The 15,482-nt window shown below is 37.7% G+C and carries 16 protein-coding genes and 1 pseudogene; 13 read left to right on the top strand and 4 right to left on the bottom strand.

Translation table 11 applies throughout. The features are described 5' to 3' along the window. Positions 1–4: 4 nt before the first annotated feature. Genes WBN20_RS13960 through WBN20_RS13950 form a run of 3 tightly spaced genes read left to right on the top strand, consistent with a single transcriptional unit; the run spans position 5 to position 2,742 of the window. Positions 5–982: a TRAP transporter substrate-binding protein gene (locus tag WBN20_RS13960; RefSeq protein ID WP_424272879.1), complete on the top strand. Its 978-nt coding sequence runs from the start codon at positions 5–7 to the stop codon at positions 980–982. Then, positions 983–1,441, top strand: coding sequence for a TRAP transporter small permease (locus tag WBN20_RS13955; RefSeq protein ID WP_424282133.1), 459 nt, complete (start codon positions 983–985; stop codon positions 1,439–1,441). It abuts the gene before it with no gap. Between the two features lie 5 nt (positions 1,442–1,446). Further along, positions 1,447–2,742 carry a TRAP transporter large permease gene (locus WBN20_RS13950; RefSeq protein WP_424282132.1) on the top strand — a complete coding sequence of 432 codons (1,296 nt, stop codon included), beginning with the start codon at positions 1,447–1,449 and terminating at the stop codon, positions 2,740–2,742. Between the two features lie 72 nt (positions 2,743–2,814). Here WBN20_RS13950 and WBN20_RS13945 read toward each other — a convergent pair whose 3' ends face one another. The 3 genes from WBN20_RS13945 to WBN20_RS13935 all read right to left on the bottom strand — a co-directional run bounded on the left by WBN20_RS13945 (position 2,815) and on the right by WBN20_RS13935 (position 6,921). Next, the gene (locus tag WBN20_RS13945; RefSeq protein ID WP_424282131.1) at positions 2,815–4,986 is read right to left on the bottom strand and encodes a DUF5916 domain-containing protein; all 2,172 of its coding nucleotides are present in this window, start codon (positions 4,984–4,986) and stop codon (positions 2,815–2,817) included. Between the two features lie 561 nt (positions 4,987–5,547). After that, on the bottom strand, positions 5,548–6,126 hold the full coding sequence (locus WBN20_RS13940; protein WP_424282130.1) for a fasciclin domain-containing protein: 579 nt from the start codon (positions 6,124–6,126) through the stop codon (positions 5,548–5,550). A gap of 348 nt (positions 6,127–6,474) precedes the next feature. Continuing rightward, positions 6,475–6,921 (bottom strand): DUF4199 domain-containing protein, encoded by a 447-nt coding sequence (locus WBN20_RS13935; RefSeq protein WP_424282129.1) that lies wholly within the window; start codon positions 6,919–6,921, stop codon positions 6,475–6,477. Between the two features lie 325 nt (positions 6,922–7,246). Here WBN20_RS13935 and WBN20_RS13930 point away from each other — a divergent pair, with 325 nt between their 5' ends. Genes WBN20_RS13930 through WBN20_RS13890 form a run of 9 tightly spaced genes read left to right on the top strand, consistent with a single transcriptional unit; the run spans position 7,247 to position 13,265 of the window. Beyond that, on the top strand, positions 7,247–7,474 hold the full coding sequence (locus tag WBN20_RS13930) for a hypothetical protein (protein ID WP_424282128.1): 228 nt from the start codon (positions 7,247–7,249) through the stop codon (positions 7,472–7,474). 27 nt (positions 7,475–7,501) lie between these two features. Beyond that, complete coding sequence (locus tag WBN20_RS13925; protein ID WP_424282127.1) at positions 7,502–7,723, top strand: Lacal_2735 family protein; 222 nt, start codon at positions 7,502–7,504, stop codon at positions 7,721–7,723. After that, positions 7,720–8,007 carry a TIGR03643 family protein gene (locus WBN20_RS13920; protein ID WP_424274740.1) on the top strand — a complete coding sequence of 96 codons (288 nt, stop codon included), beginning with the start codon at positions 7,720–7,722 and terminating at the stop codon, positions 8,005–8,007. The genes WBN20_RS13925 and WBN20_RS13920 overlap by 4 nt, the downstream gene beginning before the upstream one ends. Before the next feature lie 29 nt (positions 8,008–8,036). Next, entirely contained in the window at positions 8,037–9,125 is a 1,089-nt protein-coding gene (locus WBN20_RS13915; RefSeq protein ID WP_424282126.1) for an FAD-binding domain-containing protein, read from the top strand. After that, positions 9,122–10,582: a deoxyribodipyrimidine photo-lyase/cryptochrome family protein gene (locus tag WBN20_RS13910; protein WP_424282125.1), complete on the top strand. Its 1,461-nt coding sequence runs from the start codon at positions 9,122–9,124 to the stop codon at positions 10,580–10,582. The genes WBN20_RS13915 and WBN20_RS13910 overlap by 4 nt, the downstream gene beginning before the upstream one ends. Before the next feature lies 1 nt (position 10,583). Beyond that, positions 10,584–11,210, top strand: coding sequence for a flavin reductase family protein (locus WBN20_RS13905; RefSeq protein WP_424282124.1), 627 nt, complete (start codon positions 10,584–10,586; stop codon positions 11,208–11,210). Positions 11,211–11,213: 3 nt separating this feature from the next. After that, a complete protein-coding gene (locus WBN20_RS13900; protein ID WP_424274736.1) occupies positions 11,214–11,345 on the top strand; it encodes a DUF2256 domain-containing protein in 132 nt (43 codons plus the stop codon). Beyond that, a complete protein-coding gene (locus tag WBN20_RS13895; protein WP_424282123.1) occupies positions 11,346–12,830 on the top strand; it encodes a cryptochrome/photolyase family protein in 1,485 nt (494 codons plus the stop codon). A gap of 9 nt (positions 12,831–12,839) precedes the next feature. Then, complete coding sequence (locus WBN20_RS13890) at positions 12,840–13,265, top strand: hypothetical protein (RefSeq protein ID WP_424271062.1); 426 nt, start codon at positions 12,840–12,842, stop codon at positions 13,263–13,265. A 94-nt stretch (positions 13,266–13,359) separates the two neighbouring features. Here the strand turns inward: WBN20_RS13890 and WBN20_RS13885 are convergent. Beyond that, positions 13,360–13,581: pseudogene (locus tag WBN20_RS13885) on the bottom strand (6-carboxytetrahydropterin synthase); the annotation flags it as partial. A 123-nt stretch (positions 13,582–13,704) separates the two neighbouring features. On the opposite strand from WBN20_RS13885, the gene WBN20_RS13880 reads away from it, so the two are divergent. Next, entirely contained in the window at positions 13,705–14,961 is a 1,257-nt protein-coding gene (locus tag WBN20_RS13880; RefSeq protein ID WP_424282122.1) for an NAD(P)/FAD-dependent oxidoreductase, read from the top strand. The last annotated feature ends 521 nt before the right edge of the window (positions 14,962–15,482 follow it).

Here is a 15,482-nt window from a genome sequence, read left to right as displayed (position 1 = left end):
TTTAATGCGCTTTCGCACACTGGTATATTTTCTATTACTAATTTCCGGGCTATTTGGTTGTAAAAATCTGGAGAAAACCAGAACAATTAAATTAGCCCATGGCCTTGATGTAAACCACTCCGTTCATTTAGCTATGGTTAAAATGGGAGTAGATCTAAAGGAGCTGTCAGACGGCAAACTCATTCTTGAAATTTATCCCAGCCAACAGCTGGGAACGGAACGTCAATGTTTGGAGCTTTTACAAATCGGAAGCCTTGATATGACTAAAGTTTCTGTTGGTGTTTTAGAAAATTTTGCTCCAAAAATGAAAATATTAGGACTCCCGTTCCTTTTCAGAGACAGACAACATGCGTTTAAAGTTTTGGATGGACCAGTTGGAAAACAACTATTGGAAGATGGAGAAAAATACTGGCTTAAAGGTTTAGGCTATTATGATGCAGGCAGTAGAAGTTTCTATACGAAAGACAAACCTATAAATTCGCCTGATGACCTTGATGGACTAAAAATAAGGGTCATGGAAAGTGTTACCGCAATAGATATGGTAACAAGTTTAGGTGGCTCCCCAACGCCGATATCCTGGGGTGAATTATACACTTCTTTACAACAAGGGGTTGTGGATGGTGCAGAAAACAATCCCCCTAGTTTTTATTTATCACGTCATTATGAAGTTTGTAAATACTATTCGCTGGATGAACATACCGTACTGCCCGACGTACTTCTTGTAGGCACTCATTTATGGAATAGACTTTCTTTAGAAGAAAAGGAGTGGCTAACCCAAGCCGTGGAAAGCTCCATAAGTTACCAGCGAAAATTATGGATGGAGTCTGAAAAAGAAGCCTTAGACGCTGTGCAGGAAGCAGGTGTTACAATTATTAGACCCGATAAAACCCTATTTTCGGAAAAAATTAAGGGTGTTTATGAACAGTACAGAGAGAACGAAGAACTGTATAGGTTAATACAAGAGATTCAGGAAACCCAATAAATGGAAATAAGAAATAAGATCGACAAGGTTTTGGCTAAGCTATTAATAATCATAATGAGTATAATGGTTATTAATGTGCTATGGCAGGTCTTTAGCAGATATTTCCTGGGAGCCCCCAGTTCCATTACCGATGAACTGGCAAGGTACCTGATGATATGGATAGGGATTTTGGGAGCTGCCTACGTTTCGGGCCAAAATAAACATGTTGCCATAGATGTACTCCCTTCCCGCTTAAGTGTAAAAACTCAAAAAAAATTAAAACTAATAGTCCGTATTTTAATTATCCTATTCTGTTTGTTTGCCCTGGTTATTGGCGGCTCCAGATTGGTGTATGTCACCTTTGTATTAGATCAATATTCCCCTGCTTTACAAGTTCCTTTAGCCGTCGTATACATGATTATTCCCATAAGCGGTTTACTAATCATATATTATAAACTGTCTGATATTTTAAATCAATAAGTCCTATGGAGTACATTCCTATACTTGTTTTGGTAATCAGCTTTATATGCCTGCTGGCAATAGGTACCCCTGTAGCCTGGAGCATAACCATATCTGCATTGCTTACGATGTTGGTGAGCATTCCCGCATTGCCTGCGTTTACAACAGTCGCTCAACGCATTGGGACGGGATTAGACAGTTTTGCACTCCTCGCCATTCCATTTTTTATTCTCTCGGGTGAGTTAATGAACAAAGGAGGTATTGCGCACAGGTTGATAGCCTTTGCAAAAACATTAGTCGGGGCATTACCGGGAGGCTTAGCGCTTATTAATATCATTTCAGCTATGCTAATGGGGGCTATTGCAGGTTCTGCCATGGCATCGGCATCGGCTATGGGCAGCATATTAGGCCCTGAAATGGAAAAAGAAGGATACTCCAGGGAATTTGGTGCCGCGGTAAATATTACTTCAGCAACAACCGGGCTCTTAATTCCTCCCAGTAATGTACTTATAGTTTATTCATTGGCTAGTGGTGGTGCATCTATAGCGGCTTTATTTTTAGCCGGCTATATTCCCGGAATACTTACAGGTCTGTTATTAATGCTGGTAGCTTCTTTTTGGGCTAAGAAAAAAGGGTATAAGGTTGGAAAACGAAGCACACTTAAGAATATTATCAAAACATTTATTGATGCTGTCCCTAGTTTATTTATGTTGGTGGTGGTCATAGGGGGCATCGTAACAGGGGTATTTACCGCTACAGAAGCATCGGCCATTGCAGTGCTTTACAGTGTTGTACTTGGTTTTATTTATAAGGAAATTACATTTAAAAAACTTCCTCAAATTTTATTAGATTCATCCTCTACAACAGCCATTGTAATGTTATTGATAGGTGCATCTATGAGCATGTCATGGGCCCTTTCTTTTGAAAATATCCCGCAAGACATCAGTACAGGTTTATTGAGCATTAGTGATAATAAAATTATGATATTACTTATCATAAACCTTCTGCTTCTGTTTGTTGGCATATTTATGGATATGACTCCTGCCGTCCTTATTTTTACCCCAATATTTTTACCTGTGGTGATGAAGCTTGGACTAGATCCGGTGCATTTTGGCATTATTATGATTTTAAACCTCTGTATTGGCTTATGTACACCTCCGGTTGGGTCTGTATTATTTGTTGGTGTAGGAATCGCTAATACAACAATTGAAAAAGTTGTAAAACCCCTCCTGCCCTTATTTGTAGTAATGATTATTGCACTGTTCCTAATTACCTATTTCCCACAATTAAGCCTTTGGCTTCCAGGTTTGTTTGATTTATAGCGGAAGATTTTGTGTTTAAAAAATAGTTAAGAATTAAGACTCAGCTAAAATTTAACCTCATTTCGGTAGTAATTACAATCTGAAAGTATACCGTATTTTTAATATGATCTGTTCGTTTTGGAGGGACCAGCGATCTGTGATATCATTGAAGGTATTGTGATTAAATACTAAAAAAACATCTCCTAAGGGCGAAAATATCCAATGAATGCGGGCATTTACCCCTAAAACCCTACTATCTGTATCGTATTGCACATAACTATTTAATTGCAAATCGGAGGTGACATTGAACCTAACACGCATCCCTACCAGCGTCTGATCAAAATCTCCAAATGGTAATCGGCCAATATTCCGTTGGCCATTAAACTCAAAGCCAAGCAAAGAACTGGGATTCCAGTTCAACTCCAATTCCAGTTCATCTAAAGTCCCGTCATAAAAAGAACCAAACCACCAACTAACCTGGCCATTTAATCTCCTTTTTGCTGCAAATTCAGCTTCCAGTCTATAACGCATAAAATGATATTTATCTACTGGGATAATAACGCCATCTGCAATTTCAAAGGGTTCAGTGATATTTTCACCCACCGGTCTCACATTCATTTCTATTCGGTCACCACTTTCCAATCGCCAGTTAACGGGAGCCATAAATACACTATAGGATTGCCATTCCGCATCAATACCCTTTATATAGGTAGCAAAGAGCTCATTAAACATTTGCCGGACTAAGAGCCAATTAGGTCTGGGTGCATAGACAGTACCTAATCTAAAAAAATGTACTCCCAGACGGGGTACAAACCCCAGAGAAGGATCAAACTCTTTACCAATACGGGAATATGTTAAAGACAGATCCCATTTGTCATTGGGATAATCCAGTTTAATGCCAAAGGCAGATCTGTCATCCAATAAATCCTCCCTGTTTGTATAAAGAGCCCAAGCACCGGCAATTAAATTCTTGTTTCCATTAAACCGAGTCGTCTGATAAGTAAAGTCGAGCCCTGACATAAAGCTTTTATCTCGTCCTAAAGGATCGCCTACAGATGCAATGAAACCCACTGAACTTTCTTTCAAAACATTCTGTCGTATTCGCATCACGCCCATAGTCGTGGCATCATAAGATGTACCCTCCGAATCAAAGGAGTTGGTCCGCAAACCTAGCCCACCAAAAGCTGTATTTCCAATCCTGCCATTTACCTTAGCACCAGCTATAATCGGTACTTGCTCGTTGCCAACCAGTCCAATTCTCCTGCTAAAAAATGGCAGGACAGTATTGCTCCCGGTTCCGAAACCAAATTCAAATATATCGGAGCCTTCCAGAAAAAAGGCTCGCTTCTCCGGAAAAAACAAAGGGAAGCGTGTAAGGTTTGTTTGCCGTGTATCTACTTCCGTTTCGGCGAAATCGGTATTCACTGTGATGGTGGCCAATACATTTGGACCCAGCCTCTGACTGGCATCCAGACTTGGTTCCAGATTATAAATTGTGGCCCCATCTGCACCTTCTTTATTCAACGAATTTACAAGAGAAGGCCTCACACTTAAACCCCAACCGTAATTGAAGGTGGGCAAATTTGTCAAAAGACCTGCTCTGCTCGTCTGCCCAAAAAACTGATCACGCTGTACATTTGCCCAGCGGATCGTTTCCTGATTTCTTTGTATGCGTCGTTCTACATTAAATCCCCATTCCGTTAATTTTTTTTTAAAATAGATACTTTGAATGGGCAATCGTATCTCTGCAATCCATCCATTTTCATTGATAGATACCCGGGCTTCCCAAATGGTGTCCCAATCCTCGTTTTCAGATTCCCCTCTATTGGAAACCAAAGCATCATAGCGTGCTGCATTAGCATTTACGGCCAAAATATAGCCCGATTGTCCGTCCAGGAATGGATCAATCACTACTTTGATATGGTCCTCATTGGAAATATCTGTATCTCTAAGTTTGGAGAACCTGACTATCCTTTCAGGATTTGGATCCTTACATTCTACACCAATTATGATAGCCTTGCTGGTGGCCATTACCCGGACAAAGGTAGGTGCCGAAGGTGTTCCTTTTTCTACAGGTTCAGTGGTAAGGAAGGAGTCTAAAACAGGAGCAGTTTGCCAATCTGGTTCATCCAAGAACCCATCTATGGTTATTTCCCCTGTTACTTTGCCTGCCTGGATAGAAGGCCTTACAGCTACCTGACTATAAACGTAAGCAGAACATATGAATACTAATCCAAGAAAAAGGCAGGAGCTTTTAGCTAACACTACTGGAAGTAATTTAATTAGAATAAAGATACAGGTATTGAATCAGAATTGCACATGGAAAGATATTCCATGGGGTTTAGTTAACAACAAAATTTCCTGAGTTGCTTAATAATCTTATACGCCAGAAGTAAAAAAGGCTTTTTCCTTTTTTACTAATGTTGCTTTTAAGTCTGCATTGTCACCTTTGGTTTTTACTATATGTATAATTTCTAGTTTATCATTACTGAACATTGATTTTGCAAACATTCACTTTCCACCAAGATAATTTTCAACTTTTTAAAACAAAAAAACTTCTCGTTTAATAGAAGCCTTTAGTCTGTGCAGGCGGACAGACTTCCCGCTTGTAGCGGGATAAACTTCTCCCATCTCCACTTTTCAAATAACTCAGCAACAGAACTCCAGAAAACTCTTGATGGATATGTCCGTTTTTCGATTAGCTGAGATAGGACTAGTAAATTATTAGAAAAAAGTTATTCTGCAATTCAGACTTTCTCGTTGTCTACATTAAAAAGAAAAGCCATTCCCTCACGAGAATGGCCTATTTTCTTAATCATACCTTTATTATTCCGGCATTATCACCCTATCCAAAGCATGGATTACCCCATTGGATGCCGTTACATCAGCTATCACTACGGTAGCCGTTCCCCCTTTGGCATCCGTCAAGATCACATTGCCGTCAACAAGGCTTAATACGATATCGTTTCCTTGTACGGTCGTTACTGTAAAACTACCGCTATTAGCATTGATAGCCTCTATTACAGCGGCCGCCTCAAATTTACCGGAAACCACATGATAGGTCAAAATTCCGGTCAAGGTTTCCTTACTTTCGGGTAGCAATAAATTTTCTACAGTACCTTCCGGTAATTTTTCAAAAGCATCGTTCGTAGGTGCAAAAACGGTAAAAGGGCCCTCACCACTCAATGTTTCTACCAAGCCTGCTGCCTGTACCGCAGTCACTAAGGTTGAAAAATTATCATTACCAGCAGCGACCTCCACAATATTTGGGGTTACTTCTTCAACAACGACGACTTCGGTGCCTACCTCCATTACTTCCTCTTTAATCTCTTTTTTCTTTTCTCCACAGGAGATTAACAATAGTCCTGAGAAAACGATAACAGGTAGTACTTTATACTTTTTCATAACTCTTTTAGTTTTAGATTACGGCTAAAGGTACTAAAATTAAAATAATGTTTAATGTTTTTTATAAAATAATAAACAATAATATATTATTTGTTTGCGGCTAATTACAAAAGAGAGGTATTTTGATAGTATATTTTTGAGATTATTTGCTTTCCCAATGGTTGACAGTAATCTGCCTAATTTTAGGCATTAAATATTGTTTCCCTTAGAAATTTTCCCCGCTTTATCCAAACATTCTATTTACCCTAATCATTATAATACATGCGAAGTTTGATTATTCGTATACGCTTGTGGGATTATCTCCATGTGGCCTTAGTGCATTGGGAAACTGAATAGTTTTGATTTAAATCATTTTTTAATAGCATTGCTAGAAGACTTAAAAAGCTGCATAAATGTGAGCGTTAATACTAAAGTGGTAGCAAAACCCATAATGGCGATGGTAAAAAACACGATGGCCTCAAAATCAAAGTTCTTGAACCAAGCTTTTGAAAGGTTGGCTAAAAACTCTGGATTAATCTCAGTAGCGTAAAGTGTAAAGAAAACTGTAAAAATAATGGTAGCGGTAAAGCCAGTAACAATACCAGTTGAAAAACCCTTAGTATAATTGAAGTTCGAACCTTCCTCAATTCTTCTATACCTAATGGCCTCATAAATTGCAAAACCTGTTATCACCCCGTTAAAGAGACTGAAAAAAATATTAGTATGAAAATCAAACAGTGACAACAATAAAAAATATCCAATCAGTGAACCACTCGCAGCAATCCCAAATCGTATAGGCAATGTAAAATTTTTCATAAGCAACTAATTTTTTGAATAAAGTAGTGAATCTAAATTAACTTGGCTACATAAATTTATTAAAAGTTATGTTCGTGTTTCTCAAGCCTTCCGAGACAGAGAAAAATCTAACCAAATTAAACTAGCATATTGGTGCTTTGTACTTTTATGAAACAAGGAGGCCAAATATCTTTTAAAAGGGCTACAGAAGCAGTTCATTACCTAGAATAAACCCAATCCACAGAAATAGCCGTTAAATACAAGTTAAAAGGATGTTTATTGGGCATGCGATTTTATTTTTGTTTTTTGTTTGACTATATTTGTATAATTTTAAACAATATTAATTATGGACATATTAAAAGAGGCATTTGCTTTAGAAAACGCTAAGATGAGCGGTATGACCACAAGTAATCGAGTTGAAACTTCCAGAGAGGCTAAACGCATCATTTTGGCCATAAATGAAATTTACAAGGAAACGAAGGATACCAGCCTGATGGATGTTATGAAGCGACTCACCGCAAAGAAGAAAAAAATTGATAAACGCCTGAAAGGCAGACAGCCCGATACTTTCTAAAGAATACACTTTATATAAATTAAAAATATGTTCGGACTATTTAAAAAGAAATCGGAAAAAGAAAAACTACAAGAGCAATATGCAAAACTCTCGTTTGAACCAATAATTGGAGAAACCTATCATTTATATAAAAAGGAAAATGTGGAATCGTTTCTTTCCATCATTGCACCTGACCAATGCAGCTTCAACACGTTAGGCAGTTTCTATTTAAACGCAGACCAGATTTGGAAAAAAACAGGGCAATTTTGATTCAAGCTAAGGAATTCACAGAAAGAGAGTTAGACCGTATCATAGAGATGGCCTGGGAAGACCGTACTCCTTTTGAAGCCATACACTTTCAGTTTGGATTACCCGAAAAAGAAGTAATTAAACTATTGCGAGCCAATCTGAAGGAATCCAGTTTCAAACGCTGGCGTAAACGCGTAAACAGCGGCGTGAGTCAAAAACATTTAAAAAAACGCAATCCAGACATTACGCGCTTTAAATGTTCGCGACAAAAAGCTATTTCAGGAAATAAAATCAGTAAACGTTAATGAATGATTTGTTTGAAAATGAAATACCATTGTTTCCTACTACTTTCAATGAAATAGAACAACGTGTTCGCGGAATCAATCCTCTAAAGTATGGTAAAACCAGAAATTTCATAGATGGTGCGGTAACGCATCTATCACCTTATATTTCTCGTGGTGTTATTTCTACAAAACAGATTCTTTCCGAAATTTTAAAACGAGGGCATCAACCTGAAGCTATTGAAAAATTCATTCAAGAACTCGCATGGCGCGACTACTGGCAACAAGTTTGGATTGCTAAAGGCGATGACATCAATTCGGATTTAAAAAACAAACAAAACCCTATTTCAAATACGGATATTCCAGAGGCAATTGCAAACGCATCTACAGGAATTGAAGCCATAGATACCGCCATTACAAACTTTTACAGTACCGGGTATTTGCATAATCACCTAAGAATGTACATAGCTTCCATAGCTTCCAATATAGGTCAATCACACTGGAAGCTGCCAGCCCAATGGATGTATTATCATTTGCTGGACGCGGATTGGGCAAGCAACGCCCTAAGTTGGCAATGGGTGGCAGGATCCAACAGTAACAAGAAATATTATGCTAATCAAGAGAACATCAACAAATACACTTACACCCATCAAAAAGGCACTTTTTTAGATGTGCCGTACGAAACATTCCACACACTTGAAATTCCAGAGGCATTAATGACTACCACTGCTCTTGAACTAACAACATCATTGCCTGAATCAAAGGGTATTTCAGTAAGTAATACACTGCCAACACTGCTCTATAATTTTTATAATTTAGACCCTTGTTGGAAAAATGACATCGAAGCAAACAGGATCCTATTGTTAGAACCATCGCATTTCAAGCACTATCCGGTTTCACAGAACTCGATGGATTTTGTGTTGGCGCTTTCAGAAAATATCGAGAACATTCAAATTTACGTTGGCGAGTTTGATGAATTGGCAGACGCATACCCATTGTTTAACATCCATTACAAAGAACACCCACTAAATGGACATTATAAGGGCACGGAAGAGCCTAGAGATTGGATGTTCGATGTAAAAGGGTATTATCCGTCATTCTTTGCCTTTTGGAAGAAGTGTAAAAAACAACTGACCTATTGAAAAGGGATACCGTCAATATCGTTTGGATAAAACGTGATCTTCGTTTGCAAGACCATGAACCTCTTTTTACGGCCGAGCAAGCAAGTATTCCGTATCTAATTATCTACATGTTCGAGCCATCCCTTATCAAGCATCCAGATACAAGTTTAAGGCATTTACAGTTTGCATATCACTCTTTAATGGCTATGAACAAAAGTCTGGCTCGTTTTAAAAGGCAAGTAGCCCTTTTCTATGGAAAGGCGACAGATGTTTTCAATTTTCTAAATGAAAAGTTCGATATAAGAAACTTGTATAGTTTTTGCGAAAGCGGCACACAAATCACTTGGCAGCGTGACAAACAAATTGCTCAATTTTGCAGGCAAAACAACATCTCGTGGCAAGAATCGCAACGCGATGGGATTATTCGCGGTATTAAAAACAGGGATAATTGGAATAAGCAATGGCATTTAACAATGCATCGGCCCATATTACTGAATTCCTATTCAGTCTCTAAAATAGGTGTTCTAGAGCATTCATTTACCTTACCTTCAAAATTAGCAACGCAACTAGAGGCATACCCAAAACAATACCAACCTGCGGGCGAACAAAACGCATGGCGTTATTTGCATTCTTTTACCGCTCAAAGAGGGTTCAACTATCAAAAGCATATTTCTAAACCTACCGAAAGCAGAACTGCTTGCAGCAGATTGTCTCCTTATATCGCTTGGGGAAATTTGAGTATTAAGCAAGCTTTTCAATACATAGGCACACATCCCAACGGCACAAAAAACAGCAGGGCATTTTCTGCAATGCTTACCCGATTACATTGGCATTGTCATTTTATACAGAAGTTCGAGATGGAATGTAGCTATGAAACCCAATGCATCAATAAAGGCTTTGAATTATTGCCACACGAAAAAAATGAGGTGTTTATTAAAGCGTGGAGAATGGGCATGACTGGTTATCCGCTCATTGATGCGTGTATGAGAGCTGTGGAACAGACAGGATGGATCAATTTTAGAATGCGCGCTATGGTAGTTTCATTTTTAACGCTCAATCTAGACCAAGATTGGCGTGATGGAGCGTATCATCTCGCTCGGCAGTTTTTAGATTATGAGCCAGGTATACATTATCCCCAATTTCAAATGCAGGCAGGTACAACGGGTATCAATACCGTGCGCCTTTACAATCCCGTAAAAAACTCACAAGAACACGATCCTAAAGGTATTTTTATAAAAAAATGGGTGCCAGAACTTATGAATGTTCCTGAGACCCATATTCACGAACCTTGGAAAATGACCGCCTTGGAACAAACCTTTTGTAATGTAAGTATTGGTGTTGACTATCCATTACCAATTTTAGATTTAAAAGAAAGCGCACGAGTGGCCAGAGAAAAAATATGGGGACACAAAAAACACCCTGCAGTCCAAAAAGAGAAAAAACGTTTATTGCAAAAGCACGTAAATAAAAATAACTAAGATGCACTATAGCAAACAGGACATAGCGGATTTAGATAGTATCACAAGGCTCAAAATCATTAATTCGGTCACCGGCATCAAGCCCGCAAATTTAATAGGAACCATAGACAAGGATGGCAACACCAATCTTGCCCTATTTAGCTCCCTGGTTCATCTGGGAAGTAACCCCGCACTATTGGGCTTTATTTCTAGACCACAGACTGAAGAGGTTGGGCATACACTTGAAAATATAAAGGAAAACGGCCTGTATACCATCAATCACATTCATCCTGAGTTTATCAAACAGGCACATTATACCTCAGCGAAATTTGATAAGAACATTTCAGAATTTGCACGATGTGGATTTACAGAGGCATATGAAAATGGCTTTATAGCACCATTTGTTAAAGAGAGTTACCTAAAAATGGGAATGCGTTTTAAAGAGGCTATTGCTATTCCTTTAAATGGAACGATGCTCATTATAGGTGAAATACACCATTTAATACTCCCTGAAACGGGAATGAACGATGGTGATATAGATTTAGAGCAAACCAAAAGTGTAGGTATTTCAGGATTGAATAGCTACTATGAAGTAAAGAAAATAGCAAAATATCCATATGTAAGAGTGAATGAAGTGCCAGAATTTTAAGAAATGAAAAAGCAGCATCTCCCAGAAAAAATATGTGTGGTATGCAAAAGGCCCTTCGCTTGGCGAAAGAAATGGGAAACGAACTGGGAGGCCGTTAAATATTGCAGCGAACGTTGCAGAAGAAATAAAGCATAAATGAAAAGTGTACATCTTGTTTTTCCGCATCAGCTTTTCAAAGTCTCACCACTTTTTGAGGTAGCATCGCCTATATACATAATTGAAGAATTCTTGTTTTTTAAACAGTATCCGTTTCACAAACAGAAAATAGCATTTCACAGAGCTACGATGAAAGCCTATGAGGCATTTTTGAAATCTAAAAAAATAGAAGTTATTTATATAGAAGCTACCAGTGCTATTGCAGATATACGAAAGCTCATTCCGGAATTGAAACGCCAAGGCATTGCGCATATCAATTACATCGACCCCGTAGACACTTGGTTGGATAGACGCATATGTAGTTCTTGTGCAAAACATAATATAACCACTACGGTTTTCAATTCGCCGCTGTTTTTAAATACCAAAGAAGAACTTTCCACTTTTTTCCGAAGCGATAAGAAAAAATACCACCAAACTTCCTTTTATACAGAACAACGAAAAAAGCGAAATATCCTTATCGAACCTGATGGAAAACCCACTGGTGGAAAATGGACTTTTGATACTGAAAACCGAAAGAAGTTTCCGGCAAACAAAACGCCTCCATCCATTCAATTTCCTGATGTAGACAATTTTTATACCGAAGCTTTAGCGTATACCGAAACGAACTTTTCAAACCATTTGGGAAGTCTTACGGAGCATTGCCTGTATCCAACTAATTTTGAAACAGCAGACGCTTGGTTTCAACAGTTTTTAGAATACCGTTTTATGGAATTTGGTGTCTATGAAGATGCCATTGTAGCGGAGCAATCAATCCTCAACCACAGCGTGCTAACGCCTATCTTAAATGTCGGATTAATTACGCCCAAGGAGATTGTAGAAATGAGTTTAGCGTATTCTGAAAAAAATAATGTCCCGATTAATTCTACCGAAGGTTTTATACGCCAGATAATAGGTTGGCGCGAGTTCATTAGGGGCATGTACGAAAGTCGTGGTAGTGATGAACGCACACAAAACTTTTGGGGCTTTACCAAAAAGATTCCACCTTCCTTTTATGACGGTAGCACTGGAATTTATCCTGTAGATCAAACCATTAAAAAAGTATTGAAAACAGGTTATTGTAATCACATCGAACGCTTAATGGTTTTGGGTAATTTTATGGTGCTTTGTGAATTCGACCCGGATGAAGTATATCGCTGGTTTATGGAGCTGTTTATCGATTCGTATGATTGGGTAATGGTACCCAATGTGTATGGAATGAGCCAATTTGCAGATGGCGGACTAATGGCTACCAAACCATATATAAGTGGCAGTAATTATCTAATGAAGATGAGTAACTACAAAAAAGGCGAGTGGCAACAGATTTGGGACGGACTCTTTTGGCGTTTCATGGATACACACCGTTCCTTTTTTCTACAAAACCCAAGATTGGGAATGCTTGTACATATGTTCGATAAAATGACGGAGGAGAAAAAGGAAATACATCTTAAAAATGGTGAGGAATATCTTAAGGATTTAAATTTTTAAAACATAAGGATGGTATTTAACACAACTTACAACAACGAAGAGTACAAGATAGAAAGCACGGGTTTAGTAGGTAAAAAATTCACTTTACTGCAACGAATCAAACAAGGCGGTATTGGTTCGAGTAGACTTATAATTTATAAAACGAGTCCTAAATTAAATCTTGGGAAACTGAAATTTTCAGAGCTCGATTATGGCAATATTGAATTACGCCCAAAAGGCGTCATTGTACATTATACTTGTAAACTAGAACGTTTTTCGTGGATTATTCCTTATTATCGTTTGGTCATCTATAATGCACAGTCTTTTAGCATTCACGCCAATGGAAACTTCATCCAGTTTTTAAAAAACAAAAACTACATTGAAAACAAGAAATTTATAGATAGAATGGTTCAGCTTAAAAACGATTTTTTACAGCTGGAATATTATGATTATTAAAACACTTGAACAAACTTCTAAAACGAAAAACCTAATCTGAAATATTTGAAGAATAAGAAAAAACCATGATGTCTTATTTAATGGATTTTGGATTTTCCTTTATGAGATAAGAAAGAATTTTTGTGTCAATGACATAGCCCGTTTCTGGGTCACATTCTTCAATGACTTTTACTTCTAAATTATATTTATGTCCATGATAATTCGGGTTGTTACATTTTCCAAAGACTTCTTTGTTCTTTGCGTCACTCCATCTTTTATTACGTAATCAATGGGCCGCATTAAAATGTTCACAACGTACTATTGCAGTTTTATTCATTTGTAAAATTTATGAAAAGAAAAATATTTCATATTTTGTTTAAAGATAAGTATGTGATGTTAAACATAAATTAAATACATTAATTTTGAAAATGAAACAGCATTAGCCAAGACGATAAAGAAAATGAAAAAAAAAGATTTTAATATACATATCATTGGTGCGGGAGTAAGTGGTCTAATAGCGGCAAAGGTTCTAGAAGCTAATGGCTTTTGCCCGATTATAATAGAAGCGACCGAAAGAGCGGGTGGTCGTGTAAAGACAGATGTTATAGAAGGGTATCATTTAGACAGGGGGTTTCAAGTATTATTGACGGCATACCCTGCAGCCCAGAAATACCTTGATCTAGATGCTTTGGATTTACAGAAATTCACCCCTGGCACCGTCATATTCAATGGGGGCAAGCAATCTATAATCGGAGATCCTTTAAGAGATGGATCTTTGTTGTTTTCAACATTAGTCTCTCGCATTGGAACAATTACTGATAAGCTTAAGGTACTTAAGTTGAACAGACTTCTAAAACGAAAAACCTTATCTGAAATATTTGAAGAAGAAGAAAAAACCACGATGTCCTATTTAATGGATTTTGGATTTTCTTTCCAAATGATAAATCAATTCTTCAAACCTTTCTTTTCAGGTGTTTTTCTTGAGCCAAGCTTACATACTTCAAGTAGGATGTTCGAATTTGTATATAAAATGTTTGGTGAGGGTTCTGCTGCACTACCTAAGTTCGGCATAGAGGCTATTCCAAGGCAATTAGCACAAAGTTTGACAAGAACTACATTTAAATATAATACAATGGTTAGTTCTATTAAAGATGGTGAGATACTTTTGACCAATGGTAAAAGCCTAAAAAGTGATTTCACAATTGTAGCCACGGATGCTAGTAACCTGATTCAAAACCTTAATAGACAGTCCACGAAATGGAAATCCTGTGATACCTTATATTTCGAAACCAAAACCCGTGTTATCGATAAACCCCTAATAGGTCTAATAACAGATTCAGGGGCACTGATTAACAATATTTTCTTCCATACCAGTTTAGAGATGGCTACCAAACCACAAGCTGAGTTACTTTCGGTAACTGTTGTCAAAAATCACGATTTATCGAATGAAGCTTTAATATCTCGTGTTCAAAGAGAACTCAGAGACCATTGTGGTATCAATTCCTATAAATTTTTAAAGCATTATTCTATTCCAATGGCTTTACCTGAATTGAAGAACATTCAATATGAGGCGCCTCCATCGGAGACACATTTAACATCCGGTATCTTTTTAGCAGGTGACACACAGCTCAATGCTTCATTAAATGCTGCAATGATTTCTGGAGAAAGAGCAGCTTTAGGGGTTGTAGAAACCATTAATAATTCTATTCTTTTTTAAAAGATAATTAAAATACCCAAAAATAGGAAAGCCTTCAATTTAGAATGTTATTATAGTTCACATTTCAATTCATGGACAAAACATAATTTTCTCAATAGTCTCGTAAAACCAACCATTTGTGTGTGGGGGGTATTGAGGGAAAATAATACAAGGAATTATTCTAAATTTTATTTCAACTTTACTTTAGGCTTATCTACAGGATCACTAAAAAAATCTATAGGATCCGCGCCCAAAGTTCAAGGGTAAGATTTGGACGGAATCCCTTTTTGATCTTGGATATAACCGTCAACCGTTTTGGTGACAGATAACACCAAAAAGATACATTTGAAATGAATTTCTGAAATAAGCTAATCCGTGTTACCTATATGTTACCCAAAAACAATAAAGCCGACTCCTAAAAGTCGGCTTTTCCCTTTGTACAGGCGGAGAGACTTCCCGCCGATGGCGGGATAAACTTCTCATCCCTCCGCTTTTCATAAAAAAAAACCCATCCAATAATGGATGGGCCTTTACTTCGTACA

Source organism: Eudoraea sp., from assembly GCF_049665975.1.
Lineage (GTDB): Bacteria > Bacteroidota > Bacteroidia > Flavobacteriales > Flavobacteriaceae > Eudoraea.
This window is presented reverse-complemented; position numbering and strand designations above follow the sequence as displayed.